General features: G+C 72.3%; 18 protein-coding genes. 5 read left to right on the forward strand and 13 right to left on the reverse strand.

The features are described 5' to 3' along the window. Positions 1–99: 99 nt before the first annotated feature. From CO540_RS15725 to CO540_RS15735, 3 genes are all read right to left on the reverse strand, one after another. Positions 100–1,170, reverse strand: coding sequence for a BMP family protein (locus tag CO540_RS15725; protein ID WP_172968032.1), 1,071 nt, complete (start codon positions 1,168–1,170; stop codon positions 100–102). A gap of 277 nt (positions 1,171–1,447) precedes the next feature. Continuing rightward, on the reverse strand, positions 1,448–1,789 hold the full coding sequence (locus tag CO540_RS15730; RefSeq protein ID WP_098746061.1) for a hypothetical protein: 342 nt from the start codon (positions 1,787–1,789) through the stop codon (positions 1,448–1,450). A gap of 56 nt (positions 1,790–1,845) precedes the next feature. Next, positions 1,846–2,838 (reverse strand): hypothetical protein, encoded by a 993-nt coding sequence (locus tag CO540_RS15735; RefSeq protein ID WP_099162633.1) that lies wholly within the window; start codon positions 2,836–2,838, stop codon positions 1,846–1,848. A gap of 97 nt (positions 2,839–2,935) precedes the next feature. Here CO540_RS15735 and CO540_RS15740 point away from each other — a divergent pair, with 97 nt between their 5' ends. Then, entirely contained in the window at positions 2,936–3,523 is a 588-nt protein-coding gene (locus tag CO540_RS15740) for a TetR/AcrR family transcriptional regulator (RefSeq protein ID WP_216642279.1), read from the forward strand. Positions 3,524–3,578: 55 nt separating this feature from the next. Here the strand turns inward: CO540_RS15740 and CO540_RS15745 are convergent, their stop codons facing one another. The 4 genes from CO540_RS15745 to CO540_RS15760 form a co-directional block, all read right to left on the reverse strand. Then, positions 3,579–5,387, reverse strand: a complete 1,809-nt coding sequence (locus tag CO540_RS15745; RefSeq protein ID WP_099162635.1) for a glycoside hydrolase family 13 protein — start codon at positions 5,385–5,387, stop codon at positions 3,579–3,581. Positions 5,388–5,529: 142 nt separating this feature from the next. Then, a complete protein-coding gene (locus tag CO540_RS15750; RefSeq protein ID WP_099162636.1) occupies positions 5,530–6,429 on the reverse strand; it encodes a sugar ABC transporter permease in 900 nt (299 codons plus the stop codon). Beyond that, a complete protein-coding gene (locus CO540_RS15755; RefSeq protein ID WP_099162637.1) occupies positions 6,426–8,069 on the reverse strand; it encodes an ABC transporter permease subunit in 1,644 nt (547 codons plus the stop codon). Before CO540_RS15755 ends, CO540_RS15750 begins: the two co-directional genes overlap by 4 nt. Then, entirely contained in the window at positions 8,069–9,322 is a 1,254-nt protein-coding gene (locus CO540_RS15760) for a maltose ABC transporter substrate-binding protein (RefSeq protein WP_099162638.1), read from the reverse strand. The genes CO540_RS15755 and CO540_RS15760 overlap by 1 nt, the downstream gene beginning before the upstream one ends. Before the next feature lie 197 nt (positions 9,323–9,519). Here CO540_RS15760 and CO540_RS15765 point away from each other — a divergent pair, with 197 nt between their 5' ends. Further along, the gene (locus tag CO540_RS15765; protein WP_099162639.1) at positions 9,520–10,590 is read left to right on the forward strand and encodes a LacI family DNA-binding transcriptional regulator; all 1,071 of its coding nucleotides are present in this window, start codon (positions 9,520–9,522) and stop codon (positions 10,588–10,590) included. A 277-nt stretch (positions 10,591–10,867) separates the two neighbouring features. Further along, complete coding sequence (locus CO540_RS15770; protein WP_099162640.1) at positions 10,868–12,502, forward strand: glycoside hydrolase family 13 protein; 1,635 nt, start codon at positions 10,868–10,870, stop codon at positions 12,500–12,502. A gap of 149 nt (positions 12,503–12,651) precedes the next feature. On the opposite strand, the gene CO540_RS15775 is transcribed toward CO540_RS15770, so the two are convergent. The 6 genes from CO540_RS15775 to CO540_RS15800 form a co-directional block, all read right to left on the reverse strand. Then, positions 12,652–13,095 carry a hypothetical protein gene (locus tag CO540_RS15775; protein ID WP_099162641.1) on the reverse strand — a complete coding sequence of 148 codons (444 nt, stop codon included), beginning with the start codon at positions 13,093–13,095 and terminating at the stop codon, positions 12,652–12,654. A 73-nt stretch (positions 13,096–13,168) separates the two neighbouring features. After that, positions 13,169–13,543 carry a GntR family transcriptional regulator gene (locus tag CO540_RS15780; RefSeq protein WP_099162642.1) on the reverse strand — a complete coding sequence of 125 codons (375 nt, stop codon included), beginning with the start codon at positions 13,541–13,543 and terminating at the stop codon, positions 13,169–13,171. After that, positions 13,540–14,481 (reverse strand): YhjD/YihY/BrkB family envelope integrity protein, encoded by a 942-nt coding sequence (locus CO540_RS15785; protein WP_099162643.1) that lies wholly within the window; start codon positions 14,479–14,481, stop codon positions 13,540–13,542. Before CO540_RS15785 ends, CO540_RS15780 begins: the two co-directional genes overlap by 4 nt. Positions 14,482–14,537: 56 nt before the next feature. Further along, positions 14,538–15,101, reverse strand: coding sequence for a 2'-5' RNA ligase family protein (locus CO540_RS15790; RefSeq protein WP_172968033.1), 564 nt, complete (start codon positions 15,099–15,101; stop codon positions 14,538–14,540). Positions 15,102–15,144: 43 nt separating this feature from the next. Continuing rightward, entirely contained in the window at positions 15,145–16,170 is a 1,026-nt protein-coding gene (trpS, locus tag CO540_RS15795) for a tryptophan--tRNA ligase (RefSeq protein ID WP_099162645.1), read from the reverse strand. A gap of 33 nt (positions 16,171–16,203) precedes the next feature. Continuing rightward, positions 16,204–17,220 (reverse strand): hemolysin family protein, encoded by a 1,017-nt coding sequence (locus CO540_RS15800; RefSeq protein ID WP_091582469.1) that lies wholly within the window; start codon positions 17,218–17,220, stop codon positions 16,204–16,206. A gap of 177 nt (positions 17,221–17,397) precedes the next feature. Here CO540_RS15800 and galE point away from each other — a divergent pair, with 177 nt between their 5' ends. Both galE and galK read left to right on the forward strand, forming a co-directional pair. Beyond that, positions 17,398–18,381, forward strand: a complete 984-nt coding sequence (galE, locus tag CO540_RS15805; protein WP_091582472.1) for a UDP-glucose 4-epimerase GalE — start codon at positions 17,398–17,400, stop codon at positions 18,379–18,381. Positions 18,382–18,392: 11 nt separating this feature from the next. Continuing rightward, positions 18,393–19,562: a galactokinase gene (galK, locus tag CO540_RS15810; RefSeq protein WP_099162646.1), complete on the forward strand. Its 1,170-nt coding sequence runs from the start codon at positions 18,393–18,395 to the stop codon at positions 19,560–19,562. Positions 19,563–19,612: the final 50 nt, after the last annotated feature.

The raw sequence follows: 19,612 nt of genomic DNA on the forward strand, positions 1-19,612 counted from the left end.
CGGGGTGCGGACCCCGTGCGCCGGGACGGCCGGATCGTCAGTGCTGGTGCCCGCCGGCCCCCGCGGTCGATGATCTCACCGCGACGGCCGGCGGAGCGGTCACTTGGTCGGCTGGGCCTTCGAGGTGACCGTGATGGTGCCGGCGGAGATGTCCGCCTTGATCTTGTCGACCTCGGCCTTCAGGTCCGCCGGGACCTTGCTGTCGAAGTCGTGGTACGGCGCGATGGAGACGCCGGTGTTGGCCAGCGTGCCCACGAAGCCCGGCTTGGCCTGCAGCTTCTCGCCACCGGCGGCCTTCAGCACGGCCTCCTTGACGGCCTCCGGGATGTTCTTGACGACCGTGGTGAGGATCGCCGAGCAGTCCGGGGTGCTCTCGCAGCCGTCGACGTCCACCCAGACGACGGAGTACTTGCCGCCCGAGGCCTTGGCCGCGGAGGTGGTGCCGAGGCCGGCGCCGCCGGCGACCGGCATGACGATGTCGGCGCCCTGGGCGACCAGCGCGTCGGACACCTTCTTGCCCTCGTCCTGCTTGACGAAGTCGTTGGTGAAGGAGCCCTTCTGGGTGGCCTTGTCCCAGCCCAGCACCTGGACGTTCTTGCTCTTGGCCTTGTTGTAGTAGGCCACGCCGTCGGCGAAGCCGTCCATGAAGATGGTGACCGGCGGGATCGGCAGGCCGCCGTAGGTGCCCACCTTGCCGGTCTTGCTCATCCCGGCGGCGAGGTAGCCGGCCTGGAAGGCGGCCTGCGCGGTGTCGAACTGCATCGGGTAGATGTTGTCCACGGCCGGGTTGGCGTCCACGATCGCGAACTGCTGGTTCGGGTTCGCCTGCGCCGCCGCCTTGGTGGCGTCCGACATCAGGCCACCGACGGCCAGGATGAAGTCGCACTTCTGGTTGACGAAGCCCTTGAGGTTGACCTCGTAGTCCGCCTCGGCCTTCGACTGGACGTTCTTGATCTCGATGTCGCCGTTTTCCTTCTGCGCCTCCTGGAGGCCCTTCCAGGCCGAGGTGTTGAAGGACTTGTCGTCGATGCCACCGACGTCGGTCACCATGCAGGCGCTGTACTTCTTGTCGCCGGTGCCACCGGCGTTGTTGTCGTCGTCGGGAGCCTCACCACACGCGGCGGCGCCCAGCACGAGGCCACCCGCCACGACGGCGGAGGCGATCCGCATCCCACGCACAGAGCGCAAGACGTCTCCTTCCCATTGCCCACCGCGTCGTGCGCGGTGCGCAGCCCTTGCGCCGGCCTGCGGTGTGCCGCCGGCGTCCCACGTTACGGACGGGAGCGTACGCCCGCGCCCACCCACCGGCCGACAATCGTGCACGACTGTTGAGCGTCCGTTACCCCGGTGTAACCCTTGGGTGGGGCAGATCACTTCTCGTGCTGACAGACCTGATGGGCGGTGTCGCGAACGTCCGTTTCCGGCACCTCCCCGACCTCCCGGCGAACTACCGCCAGAAGACCGCGACCGCCGCGTTGAGCAGCGTCAACCCGATGATCGCAAGGAAGTGCCCACGGTTCACGGACTCCCGCTTACGGGAGAAGAAGACCATGACGAAGATGAGCAGCGCGAGCACCAACTTGGTAACAAGCTTCGCGGGGGCGGGCTCGTCCCCGTCGCGCAGCGGGGCGGACAGTCCGAGACCGGTCAGGATCTGGATCACCGCCCCCCACAGCATCGCGGCGTTGATCCGCAGTCGGCCGGTGACGTACTGGGCGATCCCGCCGCCGAGCAGCAGCGCGAAACCGATCAGATGGACGTAGAGAAGGATCAGACGAAGAGCTTCCACGCCGGCCATCCTCCCCCATCAACGACGCTTTGTAGTAGGGGCCCGCCGAGGTGCCGTCATACCGTGACCTCGGCTCGGGCCGGGCGCGACACCGGCGCCTCGCCGAGCCCGCCGGACCGTCGGCCGATCAGCACGAGCGCCAGCCCGACCAGCGCGTATCCGGCCAGCACGGCCAGCGACCGACCGGCCCCCGCGCCGTCGAAGAAGGCTGCCGACCGCAGCAGCGTGCCGCCGGCGCCGACCGGCAGGAACTGACCGACCGTCCCCCACGGCTGCGGCAGCAGCTCGGGCGCGGCGGCGACCGCCGAGAGCGGGTTGCCGACCAGGAAGACCAGCAGCGCGCCGAGCCCGATCCCGGCGCGGCCGAGCAATGCGCCCAGCCCGGCCACCGTGCCGGCGGCGGCGAGCGAGAACAGCCCGATCGCGCCGGCCTCCCGCCACGGGTCGCCGTCGACGAGACCGAGCCAGCCGTGCAGCACCGCGACGCCGACGCCAGCGGCGACCACCGCGTACCCGATCAGGCCGGCGAAGCGCGCGGCGCGACCGGCGACCAGCAGCGTGAGCAGCGCGCCGGCCAGCATGCCGGTGAGCGCCAGCGGCAGGAAGCCGGCGGCGAAGCCGGCGCCGCGCGGGTCGTCCGGGTCGGCCGGCACGACGGGCGTCACCGGCACCGGGCGGCCGCCGGAGAGCTGGCCGGCGGCCTCGGTGAGCAGGGCGGCCACGGTGGGGCTGGCGGCCGGCGCGGTGTGCAGCGCGACGCCGTCCGGGCCGGCCACGAACGCGGCGTACACCTCGCGGTCCCGCAGCGCCCGGTCGGCGGCCGCCGCGTCCGGGAGCCTGGTGACAGCGAAGCCGCCGGGCCGGGCGGCGGCGAGCCGGGCGGCCAGCTCCGCGGTGGCCGGCGGTGGCCCGGCCACCGCGACCGGCAGGTCGCGCGGCGCGAGGTGCGCGGCCGGCGCCGCGAACAGGGGTACGAGCAGCGCCTGCACGACCACCGTCAGGCCGACCAGCAGCGCGGCGAGGGTCCAGGGCGAGCGGGACCGGAGCATCGGCGTCTCCCTAAAACGAATGTTCGTTCTCTTGAAACGAGCGTGCGCCTCCGCGCGGACTTCGTCAAGAACGAACGTTCGCTTTAGAATGTGGGACGTGCCACGAGTCTCCGAGCAGCACCTCGCCGCCCGCCGTCAGCAGATCCTCGACGCGGCCCGGCGGTGCTTCGTGCGCGACGGCTTCCACCACACCTCGATGCAGGACGTGATCAGGGAGGCCGGGCTCTCGGTCGGCGCGGTCTACCGCTACTTCCCGAGCAAGAACGACCTGATCACGGCCATCGCCCAGGCCGTGATCGGCACCGCGGACGCGACCTTCGCCGAGCTGTCCACGGCCGACCCGCCGCTGCCGCTGACCGGGGTGCTGGAGCGGGCCCTCACGTTCGTCGACACCCAGCTCGGCCCGGACGGGGTGCTGCCGCTGGCGTTGCAGGTGTGGAGCGAGGCGCAGCGGGACCCGGTGCTGGCGGAGTTCGTCGCGGCCACCTACACCCGGCTGCGGGCCCACTTCGTCGCCGCCGCCACCCGGGCGCGCGAGGCCGGCGAGCTGCCCCCGGAGGCGGATCCGGAGGCGGTCGGCGCGGCTCTGTTCGGGCTGGTCCCCGGCTACTTCACCCAGCGCATCCTCACCGGCTCCCCCGACCGCGAGACCTACCTGACCGGCGCCCGAGCCCTCCTGCGCTGAGGTGTTGGGAGGGGCCCCTTGTTATGCAGAATGCGTTAACAAGGGGCCCCTCCTTTCACAGGCGCCAGAGCTGGAAGGTGGGGCCGTCCGCCGGCAGCGTCACCGTGCCGTCGACGGACGGGCGCAGCGCCGGCGCGCCGCCGTAGATGTTGTCGGCGGCGGGCAGGCCGGTCAGGCGGACCGGGGCGCCGGGGGCGCGGCGGGCCAAGGCCAGCACCGTGCCGGACGGCGCCTCGCGCAGGAACACCAGCGTGTCCGCGTCCGCGTGCACCCAGCGCAGGCCGCCGTGCCGCAGCGCCGGCTCGTCGCGGCGCAGCGCCAGCAACGACCGGTACGCGTCGAACGTGCGCCGGTCCCAGCTCTCCGGCCGGTGCCACGGCATCGGGGTCCGCGAGCCCTCCCCGTTGGTGCCGGTCAGCCCCAGCTCGTCCCCGGCGAACACCACCGGCGTGCCGGGCATGGTGGCGAGCAGGCCGGCGGCCACCTCCTGCCGGGCCGCGTCACCGACCACGGTGCGGATCCGGGCCGAGTCGTGCGAGCCGAGCAGCTGCCACGAGTGGGTGTACGACCGCCACGACACCAGCGACCGGTACGTGTTCATCGTGGCGAGCACCGCGCCCGCGTCCCGCCGCCGTACCCCGCCCGGGGTGCCGAGGAAGTTCGGCACCGGGTCGTCGCCGGCACGCAGCCAGGACCACACCGGGTCGGTGAAGCCGACGTAGTTCATCGTCCCGTGCCAGCCGTCCCGGTCCAGGTCACCGGTGTGGTCGTGGCCGTGCTCGGCGAGCAGCAACGCGTCCGCCCGGGTCTCGGCGACCACCTCACGCAGCAGCCGCGCCACCTCGTGGGTGTAGGCGTCGGCGCCCCGCCGGCCGGTCATGTTCGCCACGTCCACCCGCCAGCCGTCCAGCCCGTACGGCGGGCGCAGCCAGCGGCGCAGCAGCGAGTCCTCGGCCGTGGCGAACCGGCGGCGCAGCTCCGCGCTGCCCCAGTTGAGCTTCGGCAGCGACTTGACCCCGTTCCAGGACTCGTAGTCCTGTCCGGGCAGGTCGAAGTAGTACAGCTCGCGTTCGGGCGCGTGCACGTCGGAGACGGCGGCGGTGAACCAGTCGTGGGCGTCGCCGGTGTGGTTGCTGGTGATGTCGCCGAGCAGCCGCCAGCCCCGGGCGTGCACCGCGTCCGCGAGCCGGGCCAGCGCGGCGTCGCCGCCGAGCAGCGGGTCCACCGTGTCGAAGCTGGACGCGTCGTACCGGTGGTTGGAGCGGGCCGGGAAGACCGGCGTGAGGTAGACCGTGTTGACGCCGAGCCGGTCCAGGTGGTCCAGGCGCTCGGTGATCCCGTCGAGGTCGCCGCCGTAGAACTGGCGGGGCGTCTCCGGGCCACGGCCGATCACCGGGGTGTCCCAGTCGCACGGGATGGCCCAGTCCGGCGCGGTCCGGGTGTCGGCGGCGGCGGAGCGGGCGAACCGGTCCGGGAAGATCTGGTAGATCACCGCGTCCCGGGCCCAGGCCGGCGGCGGCGCGTAGCTGACCAGCTTGAAGTCACCGTGGTCCGGCACGTCGTGGGCGGCCGTGCCGGCCGCGTTCAGCCAATGGGCACCGTGGTCGCCGTCGAGCAGGAAGCGGTAGTTGCTGACCGGGTTGCGGACCTCGACGTCGGCCCGCCACCACACGTCACCGTCGGCGGTGCGGTCGACCACCGCCTCGGCGAAGTGCGGCTCGCCGTCGCCGGTGGTGCGCAGGTGCACCTGGCGGACGCCGGCGCCGGCGGGCACCCGGACGAAGACGGGAACGGTCTGCCCGAGCGCGGGCTCCTGCTCCGGGACGTAGGTGGCGGACCCGTCGTGGTGCGGTTGCAGGGACATGGTGATGCCTTTCGCGTCGTACCGACAGGGAGTGGGGCGGGCACCCGCCGCGGTCGGTGTCACCCGACCGCGGCGGTCCGCCCGAGAACCGCTCCGGTGTACGCCGACACGACGCCCTTGCCGCAGCGTGAGCCGAGGAGGCTCAGCCCTTGACGGCTCCGGAGGTGAGGCCGGAGACGATGTAGCGCTGGAGCAGTTGGAACACCAGCACCGTCGGGACCGCGGTGAGCAGCGTGCCCGCCGCGAAGATCCCGAAGTTGTTGTTGCGTTCGCCCGCCACCAGGCCGTACATGCCGACCGCGAGGGTCTTCGACTCGGTGTTGGTGAGGAACACGTTGGCGATGATGAACTCGTTGATCGACCCGATGAACGCGAGCAGGCCGGTCACCGCCAGGATCGGCGCCACCAGCGGCAGCATGATCCGGAAGAAGACCTGCACGTGCGAGGCGCCGTCCATGGTCGCCGACTCGTCCAGCTCCTTCGGCAGCGTGTCGAAGAAGCCCTTCATCAGCCAGGTGTTCGCTCCCAGCGCGCCACCCATGTAGAGCAGGAACAGGCCCCACGGGGTGTTGAAGCCGATCGCCGGGTACAGGTCGGTGACCGTGGTGAAGATCAGGAAGATCGCCACGATGGCCAGGAACTGCGGGAACATCTGGATCAGCAGCAGCGTGAGCAGGCCGACCCGGCGCCCGGCGAACCGCATCCGGGAGAACGCGTACGCGGCCAGCGCCGACAGGAAGATCGACGCGAAGCTGGCCACGCCCGCGAGCAGCAGCGAGTTGAGGAACCAGTGGCCGAACGCGGTGCGGTCGAACAGGTTGGTGAAGTTCTCCAGCGACGCCCCGGTCGGCAGCAGCTCGGTGGAGGAGAGCGTGCCGAGCGGGTTGAGCGCCGCCGAGATCACGAACAGGATCGGGAAGAGGCTGAACACGACGGCCAGCACCCCGACCAGGTGCCGCCAGCCCACCTGGCTGAACCACCGGCTGCGCGCCCGGCCGGCCGCGTTGCGGTTGGCCACCGGGGCTTCCGCGATGCTGGTCACGAGTACACCTCCTCCTGCTTGCGGGTGCGCCGGAAGCTGATCGCCGACACCGTCGCCACGATCGCGAAGATGAAGATCGACACGGTGGCGGCCAGGCCGAACTCGGCGCCCTGCGCGCCGAACGCCAACCGGTAGGTGTAGGTGATCAGCAGGTCGGTGGCGCCGTTGCGCGGGTTGTCCGGCGCGAACGGCCCACCCTCGGTGGTGAACAGGATCGCGTTGACGTTGTTGAAGTTGTACGCGAACGACGCGATCAGCAGCGGCGAGAGCGCCACCAGCAGCAGCGGCAGGGTGACCGCCCGGAACGACTGCCAGGGCGTCGCCCCGTCGACCGAGGTGGCCTCGGTCAGCTCCCGCGGGATGGCCTGCAACGCACCGGTGGCCACCAGGAACATGTACGGGTAGCCGAGCCAGAGCTGCACCAGCAGCACCGCGATCCGGGCCGACCAGGAGCCGCCGAACCAGTCGACGTCCAGCCCGAAGAGGTTGTTGACCAGGCCGAAGTCGGTGTTGAACATGTCCCGCCAGACCAGCAGCATCGCGAACGACGGCATCGCGTACGGGAGGATCAGCAGCACCCGGTAGAAGTTCGTGCCCTTCATCCGGGGCGAGTGCAGGGCGAGCGCGATGGCCATGCCGAGCAGGAAGGTGAAGCCGGTGGAGCCGATCGCGAACGCGAAGTTCCAGGCCAGGGTGCCGAAGAACGGCTTGGAGATGTTCGGGTCGGTGAGCACGGCGCTGAAGTTCTTCAGCCCGACGTTCACCTTCCAGCCCTGGGTGAGCCGTTCCCCGTCGGCGGCGACGAAGGAACCGACCTTCTCGTCCGCGCTCCAGGTCTTGCCGGTCTCGCTGTCCTTGACGCAGTCGCAGCCGGCGTCGTACGCCCGGGCCGCCTTGCCCTCGTAGGCCCGGGTGAGGCCGTTGGAGCGGATGGCGCCGGTGTCGGTGGGGACGATCAGCGCGGTGACGGCGTCGCTGCGGCCGCTGGCCTGGCCGATGTTCAGCACGGTGTAGCCGTCGGCGGCGGTGACCTTGCCGCTGAGGCTGCTCACCGTCACGTCGGCGGCGTCGAGCTTGCGCAGCCCGCCCGCGTCCCCGGCGAAGACCTCCTTGGTCTTCGGGTCGCTGAGCAGGAACACCAGGGCGCCGGTGGCCGGGTCGCCCTTGGTCGCGATGCTGAGGTTGTATTCGGTGGAGCCGGGGACCTGCTTCACCGAGGAGGTCTGGATGGCGACGATCGCGTCGTCCTTGCTGCCCCGGTGGCCGTCGCCGAAGTTCGTGAACGCGGTGCTCGCGGTGTAGAGCACCGGGAAGACCTGGAAGGCGATCAGGAAGAGCGTGCCGGGGACCAGGTACTTGGCCGGGATGTGCCGGCGGCTCAGGTAGAGGTAGAACAGGCCGGCGGTGGTGACCGCCAGGACACCCAGCCCGATCCACTGTTCGGCCTCGATGAGCGGGAACGCCGCCCAGATCGCGATCCCGGCCACCAGGCCGAGCAGGACCACCTTGACGACGAGGCCGGTCGCGGTGATCGGCGCGTGGTTCCGCGCGGTACGGGACGTGCGCGGGAGCCCGGGGCGGGCGGGCTCCCGGCCCGGGGTCTGCGTGGCAGACCCCGGGCCGGACAGCGGCGCGCTCATTACTTGATCTGACCCTGGATGGTCTTGCCAGCGGCCGTGATCGTCTTGGCCGGGTCGGCGCCACCGATGATGGCGGCCTCCGCCTTGCCGAACGGGTCCCAGATCGCGGCCATGGCCGGGATCGCCGGGAGCACCTGGCCGTTCTTGCCGGCCTCGGAGAACTTGGCCAGGTCCGGGTCCTCGCCCTTGACCTGGTCGAAGGCGGCGGTCAGCGCCGGCGGGCGCGGCTCGGCCTTGTACAGCGCGACGGCCAGCTCGGGCTTGGTCACGTAGTTGGTGACGAACTCCTGGGCCAGGGCCTTGTTCTTGCCCTTGGCGGCCACGTAGAACGCCTGGACGCCCACGAACGGCTGGGCCTCCTTGCCACCGGCGAAGCCGGGGACCGGGGAGATGTCGTACTTGATGCCGGCCTTCTTGGCGTCGGCCACGGCCCACGGGCCGGAGACCAGGAAGGCGCACTTCTTGCCGGTGAAGGTGGAGATGGCGTTCTCCGGGGTGATGGAACGCTTCAGCGCGCCGTCGCCCTTCTCACCGAGCTTCGCGATCTTCTGGAAGGCCGCGATCGACTCCGGCTTGCCCACGCCCAGGTCCTTCGGGTCGTAGTCGCCGTTGGCGGCGGTGCCGAACAGGTTGCCGCCACCCGAGGTGTACAGCGGGTAGATGTGGTACGCGTCGCCGTTCTGGCCGGACTGGAGGCAGAGGATCTCGCTGGCCTTCTTGTCGGCCTTGAGCTTCTTGCCGGTGGCGACCAGGTCCTCGATCGTCTTCGGCGCCTCGGGGGCCAGCTCGGTGTTGCGGAGCAGCGCCACGTTCTCGGTGGCGTAGGGCACGCCGTAGAGCTGGCCGTTGAACGTGACGGCCTTGATGGCGGTCTCGTTGAAGCCGCTCTTCTGCTCGGCCGGCAGCTGCACCGGGTCGATGGCGCCGTTCTGGACCATGTTGCCGATCCAGTCGTGCGCGCCGACCACGACGTCCGGGCCGCTGCCCTGCTGGGAGGCGGTGACGAAGTTGGTCTGCAGGTCCTTGGAGACGGCCTGGACCTCGACGGTCACGCCGTTCTCCTTGCCGAACTCCTCGGCGAAGGGCTTGAGGGCGGCGGTGCGCTTGTCGTCGGCCCAGATGACCAGCTTGCCGCCGGTCGCCTTGTCGGCGGACTTCTCGGCGGCCGGCTTGTCGCTGCCGCTGTCACCACAGCCGGACGCGGCGAGCGCCAGGCCGAGGACGGCGACCACACCCGCGGTACGGATGCGCATCGGTACTCCTGTCGTCATGGTGGCCCGCCGGGGGAAGGGCGACCACCAGTGGAAACCTCTGAAAGTTCTTGCTGACCGGCGCGGGGGTGCTGCGCCGCTGCTCTCGCATGTTGCGGGGACGTTAGCAAGAGGTTGCAGAGAATGGAAGGGCTTGCAGAAGTGTACGCAAGACTTTGCCGTTGAGCTAAAGTGCCGCCATGCGCGCTCGACTGTCCGACATCGCCCAACAGGCCGAAGTCAGCGAGGCCACGGTGTCGCGGGTGCTCAACGACCGCCCCGGAGTGGCCCCCGAGACCCGGCAGGCCGTCCTCACCGCCCTCGACGTGCTCGGCTACGAGCGACCGGCCCGGCTGCGCAAGCGCAGCGCCGGGCTGGTCGGCCTGGTCGTGCCCGAGCTGGACAACCCGATCTTCCCGGCGTTCGCCCAGATCATCGAGTCCGCCCTCGCCCCGACCGGCTACACGCCGGTGCTCTGCACCCAGACCCCCGGCGGCGTCCGTGAGGACGAGTACGTCGAGATGCTGCTGGACCGCCAGGTCTCCGGCATCGTCTTCGTCTCCGGCCTGCACGCCGACACGGCCGCGGACCACGACCGCTACCGCACGCTGCTCGCCCGGCCGCTGCCGATCGTCATGATCAACGGCTACGCCCCGGGGATCCCCGCGCCCTTCGTCTCCTGCGACGACCGGGAGTCCGCCGAACTCGCCGTCGCCCACCTGGTGGCGCTCGGGCACCGACGGATCGGCCTGATCACCGGCCCGGACCGGTTCGTCCCGGTGCAGCGCAAGGTCGCCGGCTACAAGGCGGCGATGGGGCGCCTCACGGACATCTCCGACGAGGACCTGACCGAGCTGACCGAGCTCTCCCTGTTCGGCGTGGAGGGCGGCGAGGCCGCCGCCGGCCGGCTCATCGAGCGCGGCGCCACCGGACTGGTCTGCGGCTCCGACCTGATGGCGCTCGGCGCGATCCGGGCGGCCCGTCAGCGCGGCCTGTCCGTGCCCGAGGACATCTCCGTGGTCGGGTACGACGACTCCCCGCTGATGGCGTTCACCGACCCGCCGCTGACCACCGTGCGCCAGCCGGTCGCCGCCATGGCGGTCGCGGCGGTGCGGGCGCTGGTCGACGAGATCAACGGCCACCCCTCCCCCAACTCCGAGTACCTGTTCCGCCCCGAGCTGGTGGTGCGCGGCTCCACCGCGGTTGCCCGCCCCACCACCGCCCCCAAGCGCCAACGTCCCGCCCCCACCTCCCTGGCCGTCCCCGCCTGACCCACCCCCCTCACCCCGGCGATCTTGCACTTTCCGCCCTGACAAAAGGGGTGAAGGGCGCGGACCGAGGGCCGCAACTGCAAGATCGCGGGGGCCGCTCGGGGGCGACGCTCTGTGCGGGAAGTCCCGGGATTCGGGACGGGGGTGGAAGCGTGATCCTCCTGGCTGGGAGGTGATCGGTGTCATTTCTTGCGCAAGGAATGCTTGACTCTTGCAGAGCCGGCGCGGCATTCTGCTCAGACACCCTGCGCCACCACAGAACGGGAATCGACATCCGATGACCTCCGCCCCCACCCCCACGCCGCTGGCCGCCGACGACGACTGGTGGCGGTCCGCGGTCGTCTACCAGGTCTACGTCCGCAGCTTCGCCGACGCGAACTCCGACGGTGTCGGTGACCTCCAGGGCATCCGGCAGCGCCTGCCCTACCTGCGTGACCTCGGCGTGGACGCGCTCTGGCTGACCCCCTTCTACACCTCGCCGCAGGTCGACGCCGGCTACGACGTGTCCGACTACCGGGACGTGGATCCGCTCTTCGGCAACCTGACCGACTTCGACGAGATGATCACCGACGCGCACGCCCTGGGCCTGCGGATCATCGTCGACCTGGTGCCCAACCACACCTCCAGCGCGCACCCGTGGTTCACCGCGGCGCTCGCCGCCGGTCCGGGCTCGCCGGAGCGCGAGCGCTACCTGTTCGCCGACGGCAAGGGCGAGCAGGGCGAGCTGCCCCCGAACGACTGGGAGAGCATCTTCGGCGGCCCGGCGTGGACCCGGGTGGTCGACGGCCAGTGGTACCTGCACCTCTTCGACCCGGCCCAGCCCGACCTGAACTGGCGCCACCCCGAGGTGCGGGCCGAGTTCGAGGACGTCCTGCGCTTCTGGCTGGACCGCGGCGTGGACGGCTTCCGGATCGACGTGGCGCACGGGATGATCAAGGCCGAGGGCCTGCCGGACGTCGGCTTCAACTCGATGACCACCGGCCAGCGCCAGTCGGAGCTGCTGGGCAAGGGCCGGCTGCCCTACTTCGACCAGGACGAGGTGCACGACATCTACCGCGCCTGGCGGCCCATCCTGGACAGCTACCCCGGCGGTCGGATGGCGGTCGCCGAGGCCTGGGCCGAGACCCCGCAGCGGCTGGCCCGCTACATCGGCCCGGACGAGCTGCACCAGGCGTTCAGCTTCGACTTCCTCGACGCCACCTGGTCGGCCGACTCGTTCCGCAAGGTGATCGACACCGCGCTCGCCGAGTCGACGATCGTCGGCGCGCCCACCACCTGGGTGCTCTCCAACCACGACCGGCAGCGCCACGTCACCCGCTACGGCGACGGCGAGGTCGGCCTGCGCCGCGCCCGCGCCGCCGCGCTGCTGATGTTCGCGCTGCCCGGCTGCGCCTACGTCTACCAGGGCGAGGAGCTGGGCCTGCCGGAGGTGCTGGACCTCCCCGACGAGCTGCGCCAGGACCCGGCGTTCCGGCGCACCGGGGAGAGCCGCGACGGTTGCCGGGTGCCGATCCCGTGGAGCGGCGAGCTGGCCCCGTACGGCTTCGGGCCGGACGGCAGCGAGCTGAGCTGGCTGCCGGCGCCGGCGACCTGGCGGTCCCTCTCGGTGGCCGCGCAGACCGGCACGCCCTCCTCGACGCTGGAGCTCTACCGGGCCGCGCTGCGGATCCGCGGTGAGCACCCGGCGCTGGCCGGCCTCGGTGGCATCACCTGGCTGGAGACCGAGCCCGGCGTGCTGGCGTTCCGCCGCGCCGCCGGGGACACCGAGCTGACCTGCGTGGTCAACATCAGCGGCGCCGACGTGACGGTGACCGGCTTCGGCCGGCCGCTCGTCGCCAGCGCCGATCTCACCGAGCAGGGCGACGGGCACGTCCTGCCGGTGGACGCAGCTGCGTGGTTCGAACGGCGCTGAGCCGGGTAACCCGCCAACGACCTGGTCGTCCGTTGTGCTCCGCGCCGACGGGCGGCTGGGCTGCCGACCCCTTGTGGTGGGGGGTGAGGTGGTACCGGCCCCTCGGGAGTCCGCTCCCGGGGGCCGGTGTCCATCGGGGACCCGTGTCGTCAGCCGCCCTTGGCGGTGAGCAGCGCGGCGATCCGGGCGAACCCGGCGCGCACCTCGTCGCGGTCCGGCGGGTTCGCCGGCTCCGGCTCCGGGCGGCGCTCGGCGGCCAGTTCCAGCTCCTCGTCGATGACGTCCTCGAAGTCACCGTAGAGATCGGCCTGGTCGGCCTGGGCCGCCTCGTCCGCGGCGGCGATCTGCGCGGCGGCGATCTCGCCCCGGATCTCCTCCGGCGTCAGCGCCGGCAGCAGCGGCTCCACCACCGCCATCAGCTGCTCCTCGGCCACCACGGCCTCGGCCAGGGCGAGCGCGTGCGGCCGCTCGTACGGCCCGCAGACCACCGGCTCCCACTCGTCCTCCGGGCCGAGCGGGGCGAACGTGATGATCCACGGCAGGCCCAGCATCGGGGAGTCGTCCGGCAGGTCCAGTGTCACGAGTGCGCCCACCGGCCCATCATGGTCGTTGCCCGCACGACCGGGGAGCGCAATCCCCGGACTCTCCCCGCTCAGGCGACCGCTCTCAGCCACGCGTACCGGCGTCCAGCGCCGCACGGACCAGGGCGAGCGCCCGCTCCGGCGGGACACCCAGGCGACGCGCCTCGGCGGCGTAGTCCGCGGCGGCACGGTGCAGCCGGTCGGAAGCGTCGTCCCGCCCCGGTGCCACCACGGTGCCGTGCCGGCCCCGGGTCTCGACCAGCCCGGCGGCCTCCAGCTCCCGGTAGGCCCGGGCCACCGTGTTCACCGCCAGCCCCAGGTCCGCGGCGAGCTGCCGGACCGCGGGCAGCCGGGTGCCCACCGCCAGCCGCCCGTCCCCCACCATCGCCGCGAGCTGCGCGCGCACCTGCTCGTACGGAGGGGTGGCCGACCCGGCGTCGATCCGGATCCGGGCGCTCATCCGCCGCCTCCGGGGGTGCCCGGGTCGGTCTCCTCGTCGAGCACGTCGGCCTCCACGTCCACCTCCCGCGCCCCGCCCTCGGCCAGGTCCACCACCCGGCCGTAGCGGCTGGTGGCGGCGAGCGCGGCGCCGAAGAGCACCAGTTGGTTGAGCAGGTAGAGGTAGAGCAGCAGCCCCACGGCGGTGGCCACCACCGTGTACGCCGGGTTCCGCTCGGTGCGGACCACGTAGTAGCGCCCCACGGTGTTGAGCAGCGTGATCCCGACCGCGACGGTCAGCACCGCCGGGCGCAGCCGGCGCCGGCTCATCCGCAGCCGGGGCACGGCGAGCAGCAGCGCGGCGGCGAGCACGGCGTTGACCAGCACGCTCAGCACCGCGCTGACCGTGGTCAGGCCCACCGAGCCGGTGCTGCGCAGCAGGAACCGCAGCAGCGACTCCAGCGCGTCGACCGCGGCGACCGAGACGAAGAGCAGCACGAAGACCGCGACCAGCACGCCCAGGTCGACCAGCCGGCGCACCACCAGGTTGCCGGGCTGCTGGTTGAAGCCGTACATCAGGCGCTGCGAGGAACGGATCGCCTCCACCCAGCCGATGCCGGTGAAGACCAGGATGACCAGGCCGACCACGCCGACGGTGTTGCTGCTCTCGGCGATCTGGGCCGGGTCGAGGAAGGGCAGGTTCTCCCGCAGGAACTCGGCCGCCGCGCGGCTGACCTCCTCGTTGTCCCGCAGCACCGCGCCGAAGATCCAGTACGCGACCAGAGCGAGCGCGAACACGGCGAAGAACCCGTAGTAGGCGATGGCGGCGGCGAGCCGGCCGGCCATCAGGTCGGCGTAGAGCGTCCCGGCCAGCCAGAGGTGGTCGAAGACCGACGATCGACCACGAGCCGCGTCGACACGGCGCCCGAGGGCCGTCTCGATCCGGCCGAAGACGTTCACCCCGTCATCCTCGCCGATCCCCGCTCCCGGCGGAGGCGGCCCGGCCGGCCGAGTGCTCAGCGCGGGCCGCCCAGCCGGAAGTCGCGGCGGGGCTGCCACCGGGTCGCCCCGCTGTGCGAGAAGAGCGTGAACGCGTCCACCTCGAACAGCGCGGAGAAGTCGGCCAGGTCCTCGTACGCCTTGTCCAGCACCTCGGGCGGCACGTCCTGGGCCACCGTCACGTGCGGGTGGTAGGGAAAGCGCGCTTCCCGGCGCAGCTCGGGGGCGGAGTTGATGGCGGCGGCGAGCAGCTCGCACTCGCTGATCCCGGCGGCCACCGCCACGAACACCACCTGGGTGACCGGGCGGAACGTGCCGGTGCCGCGCAGGTGCAGGGTGAACGGCAGGTGCGTGGCCGCCACCCGGGCCAGGTGCTCCTCGACGGCCGGCAGCGCGCGTACCGGGATCTCGGTGGGGCCGAGAAGGGTGACGTGCGCGGGGACCGCCTGCGGGTCGCCGGCGGAGATCCGGCGGCGGGTGAGCTGCCCGCCCCACGGTTCGGGGACGTCGACCGCGATCCCGATCTGGATCGTGTCGCCGCCGTCCGGCGCCGCGTCACCGCCCGGCACGTTGCGCGCCATCCCTCCGGCCACCGACTGCGTCACTCCCGCCCCGCCCGGGCCGCTACTCGAACCGCACCGGCGGGAAGAAGCCGACCCGCTCGTACGCGGTGCGCAGCGTCTCGGCCGCGACCGCCCGGGCCTTCTCCGCGCCCCGGGCGAGCAGCTTGTCGAGCTGGGCCGGGTCGTCCAGGTAGTCGTTGGTGCGCGCCTGGATCGGCGTGACGAACTCCCGCACCACCTCGGCGAGGTCCTTCTTCAGGTCGCCGTAGCCCTTGCCGTCGTACGCGGCGACCAGGTCGTCGATGCCGCGGCCGGAGAGCGCGGAGTAGATGGTGAGCAGGTTGGAGATGCCCGGCTTGCCCTCGGCGTCGAAGACGATCTCGCGGCCGGTGTCGGTGACCGCCGAGCGGATCTTCTTGGCCGAGCGGGCCGGGTCCTCCAGCAGATCGATGATCCCGGCCGGCGAGGAGGACGACTTCGACATCTTGGCCGTCGGGTCCTGCAGGTCGGTGATCTTCGCGGTGTCCTTCACGATGTGCGGGGCGGGCATCGTGAAGGTCGGCCCGAACAGCGAGTTGAACCGCTGGGCCAGGTCGCGGGAGAGCTCCAGGTGCTGCCGCTGGTCCTCGCCGACCGGGACCGCGTTCGCCTGGTAGAGCAGGATGTCGGCGGCCTGCAGGATCGGGTAGGTGAACAGGCCGACGCTGGCCCGCTCGCTGCCCTGCTTCTGCGACTTGTCCTTGAACTGGGTCATCCGGCCGGCCTCGCCGAAGCCGGTGATGCAGCCGAGCACCCAGGCCAGCTGCGGGTGCTCGGGCACCTGCGACTGGACGAACAGGGTGCTGCGGTCCGGGTCGATGCCCAGCGCGAAGAGCTGCGCGGCGGCCACCCGGCTGCGCTGCTTGAGCACCTTCGGTTCGTGCCCGGCGGTGATCGCGTGCAGGTCCACCACGCAGTAGAACGCGTCGTGGCTCTCCTGCAGGGCCACCCAGTGCCGCAGCGCGCCCAGGTAGTTGCCGAGGTGGAACGAGTCGGCGGTCGGCTGGATGCCGGAGAAGACGCGCGGCCGGGCGGGTACGTCGGACATGGCGGCAATTCTGTCAGCAAGCCCCGGCGTCCGTCATGACGGGCCGGCGGGTCGGGCGGGTACGGCCGGCGGCGGGCCGCTGACCTCGCGCCGGGGCTCGGGCAGCCGCGCCGCGGAGACCACCAGGCGGGACACCCGTCGGCCGTCGAGCGCCAGCACCCGCAGCAGCCAGCCCTCCGGATCGGCCGGTCCCGATCCGTCGACCGGGTCGACGGCCACCGGCACCTCGTCGCCGGCCACCGGCAGCCGGCCCAGCGCGGCCATCACGTAGCCGCCGACCGTCTCGTACGGGCCGGCGGGCAGCGGCACCCCGGTGCGCTCGGCGAAGTCGGTCAGGTTGAGCCGACCGTCGACCACGGCGGGCAGGCCGGCGGGCTCGGCGTCGGGCGGCCCGTGGCCCTCGTCGTGGATCTCCCCGACCAGTTCCTCGACCAGGTCCTCGCAGGTCACGATGCCGGCGGTGCCGCCGTACTCGTCGACCACCACGGCCAGGTGGTGGCCCTCGCGGCGCATCTCGGTCAGCGCCGCGAGCACCCGTTTGCTGTCGGGCAGCCGCTTGACCTCACGGGTCAGCTCGCCGACGGTGACCCGGGCGTCCGGGCCCGGGCGCAGCAGCACGTCGCGCAGGTGCACCAGGCCGACCACGTCGTCGTGGGTGCCGTCGACCACGGGGTAGCGGGTGTGCGGGTCGTCGCGGACCAGCCGCTGCGCCGCGGCCACGGGCAGGCCGGCGGCGAGGAAGACCACCTCGGTGCGGGGCACCATCACCTCGCGGACCAGCCGCGCGCCGGCCACCAGCACCTCGTCGATGATCCGCCGCTCGTCCGGGTCGAGCAGCGTGTTCGCCGCGACCAGGTCGCGCAGCTCGGCCTCGCTGATCCGCTCGCGGCCGGCGGTGGGGCTCGCCCCGAGCAGGTCGGTGACCAGGCGGGTGGCGCCGTCGGCGGCGCGGACCACGAGGCGGGCCACGGTCCGGGCGAGCGGGCCGGGTTCGCGCCGGGGCCGCCCCGGCGGTCGCCGCCGAGGCCCGGGACCACCTGCCTCCCGCATGACAAGGATGGTAGACAGCGGACGCCGTCCACCCGCCCGGATGTTCGGATCTGTTCAATCCTGATGGATTGTGATGGAATGGAGGGAGGCTCACTCGACAGCGGTGGCACAGCCGTCGGCCGTAGGGTGATCACGGACGGCCGACGCGGAACGCGGCCAGGCAGAGGAGGACCTCACGTGAAACTGCTCGTCACCGGCGGCGCCGGCTACATCGGCAGCGTGGTGACCCGGATGCTGCTCGACCACGGCCACCAGGTGACCGTGCTGGACGACCTGCGCACCGGCCACCGCGAGGCGCTCGCCCCCGAGGCGACGCACGTCGAGCTGTCGGTGCACGAGGCCGCCCGGGTGCTCACCCCCGACGCCGGGTTCGACGGCGTGCTGCACTTCGCCGCGCTGATCGCCGCCGGCGAGTCGATGATCAAGCCGGAGCTCTACTGGCACACCAACACCGTCGGCTCACTCGCCCTGATCGACGCGGTCCGCGCCGCCCGGGTGCCCCGGATGGTGTTCTCCTCCACCGCCGCCGTCTACGGCAACCCCACCGAGCTGCCCATCCCCGAGACCGCCGTCAAGGCCCCCACCAACACCTACGGCGCGACGAAACTGGCCGTCGACATGGCGCTGACCTCCGAGGCGGTCGCGCACGACCTGGGCGCCGTCTCGCTGCGCTACTTCAACGTCGCCGGGGCCTACCTGCACGACGGGCTCGCCATCGGCGAACGGCACGAACCGGAGACCCACCTCATCCCGATCGCCCTCGACGTGGCCGCCGGCCGCCGGGAGAAGCTCCAACTCTTCGGCGACGACTACCCGACCGTCGACGGCACCTGCGTGCGCGACTACATCCACGTCGAGGACCTGGCCCGCGCCCACCTGCTCGCCCTCGACGCGGCCACCCCGGGCCGGCACCGGATCTACAACCTGGGCAACGGCAACGGCTTCACCAACCGCCAGGTCGTCGACGTGGTCCGCGAGGTCACCGGCCACCCGGTGCCGGTCGAGGTGGCGCCGCGCCGCGAGGGCGACCCCGCCGAGCTGGTCGCGTCGTCCGCCCTGGCCCGCGACGAACTCGGGTGGACGCCGGCGAAGCCGACGCTGCACGACATGGTCGGCGACGCCTGGGCGTTCTACCGCGAGCACGTCGGTCGGCCCGCGTGAGCCCCGCGAGCGTGGGTGACGGTCGCCGCGGCGACGTCACCGACCGCGCCACCGCCGGCTTCCGGCAGCGGTACGGCGCCGAGCCGGCGGGCCGCTGGGCGGCTCCCGGGCGGGTCAACCTGATCGGCGAGCACACCGACTACAACGACGGCTTCGTGCTGCCCTTCGCGCTGCCGCTGCGTACCGTGGTCGCCGCGGCGCCCGGCCCGGACGGGCGCTGGACGGTCTGGTCGGAGCTGGACGACGAGCCGGTGGAGTTCGGGGCCGAGGAGGCCGACGACCCCGGCCGGGTCGACGGCTGGGCCGCCTACGTGGCCGGGGTGGTGTGGGCGCTGCGCGCCGCCGGCCTCGACGTCCCCGGCGCGCGCCTCGCCATCGCCTCCGACGTCCCGGTCGGCTCCGGGCTCTCCTCGTCGGCCGCGATCGAGTCGGCCGTGCTGGCCGCCCTGGTCGACCTCGGCGCGCTGGACCTGCCCACCGAGCGCTGGCCCCGGCTCGCCCAGCGGGCCGAGAACGACTACGTCGGCGCGCCCACCGGGATCATGGACCAGTCCGCGGTGATCCGGGGCCTCCAGGGGCACGCGCTCTTCCTCGACTGCCGCACCGAGGAGGTCGAGCAGATCCCGTTCGACCCGGCCGCGGCCGGGCTGGCCGTGCTGGTCGTGGACAGCCGCGCCCCACACCGGCACGCCGACGGCGAGTACGCCGCCCGGCGCAAGAGCTGCGAGCGGGCCGCCGCGACGCTCGGCGTGGCCGCCCTGCGCGACGTACCCACCGCCGACCTCGACACGGCGCTGGCCCGCCTCGACGACGACGAGACCCGCCGCCGGGTCCGGCACGTGGTCACCGAGGACCAGCGGGTGCTCGACACGGTCGCGTTGCTGCGCGCCGGCCGGGTCCGCGAGATCGGCCCGCTGCTGACCGCGTCGCACGCCTCGATGCGCGACGACTTCGAGATCACCGTGCCGGAGGTCGACACCGCGGTCGAGGCGGCGCTCGCCGCCGGCGCCCACGGCGCGCGGATGACCGGCGGCGGGTTCGGCGGCTGCGTGCTCGCCCTGGTCGACGCGGACGCCGCCGACACGGTGGCCGACGCGGTGGCCGCCGCGTACGCCGAGCGCGGCTTCGCCGCCCCCGGCACGCTCACCGTCCAGCCCGCCGGCGGCGTGACCCGCTTGTAAGGAAGGGCCCCCTATTAACGCCTGCGGTAGAGGAAGGGCCCCTTGTTAAC

Origin of the sequence: Micromonospora sp. WMMA2032 (assembly GCF_002688545.1) — a bacterium.
GTDB lineage: Bacteria > Actinomycetota > Actinomycetes > Mycobacteriales > Micromonosporaceae > Micromonospora > Micromonospora sediminicola.

Excerpts from the sequence above, each read along its gene's own strand:
- CO540_RS15765 (WP_099162639.1), top strand. The coding sequence starts at position 9,520 with ATGCGCGCTCGACTGTCCGACATCGCCCAACAGGCCGAAGTCAGCGAG.
- CO540_RS15800 (WP_091582469.1), bottom strand. The coding sequence starts at position 17,220 with ATGCGGGAGGCAGGTGGTCCCGGGCCTCGGCGGCGACCGCCGGGGCGG.
- trpS (WP_099162645.1), bottom strand. The coding sequence starts at position 16,170 with ATGTCCGACGTACCCGCCCGGCCGCGCGTCTTCTCCGGCATCCAGCCG.
- CO540_RS15780 (WP_099162642.1), bottom strand. The coding sequence starts at position 13,543 with ATGAGCGCCCGGATCCGGATCGACGCCGGGTCGGCCACCCCTCCGTAC.
- CO540_RS15760 (WP_099162638.1), bottom strand. The coding sequence starts at position 9,322 with ATGCGCATCCGTACCGCGGGTGTGGTCGCCGTCCTCGGCCTGGCGCTC.
- CO540_RS15790 (WP_172968033.1), bottom strand. The coding sequence starts at position 15,101 with ATGGCGCGCAACGTGCCGGGCGGTGACGCGGCGCCGGACGGCGGCGAC.
- CO540_RS15755 (WP_099162637.1), bottom strand. The coding sequence starts at position 8,069 with ATGAGCGCGCCGCTGTCCGGCCCGGGGTCTGCCACGCAGACCCCGGGC.
- CO540_RS15725 (WP_172968032.1), bottom strand. The coding sequence starts at position 1,170 with ATGCGGATCGCCTCCGCCGTCGTGGCGGGTGGCCTCGTGCTGGGCGCC.
- CO540_RS15745 (WP_099162635.1), bottom strand. The coding sequence starts at position 5,387 with ATGTCCCTGCAACCGCACCACGACGGGTCCGCCACCTACGTCCCGGAG.
- CO540_RS15735 (WP_099162633.1), bottom strand. The coding sequence starts at position 2,838 with ATGCTCCGGTCCCGCTCGCCCTGGACCCTCGCCGCGCTGCTGGTCGGC.
- CO540_RS15770 (WP_099162640.1), top strand. The coding sequence starts at position 10,868 with ATGACCTCCGCCCCCACCCCCACGCCGCTGGCCGCCGACGACGACTGG.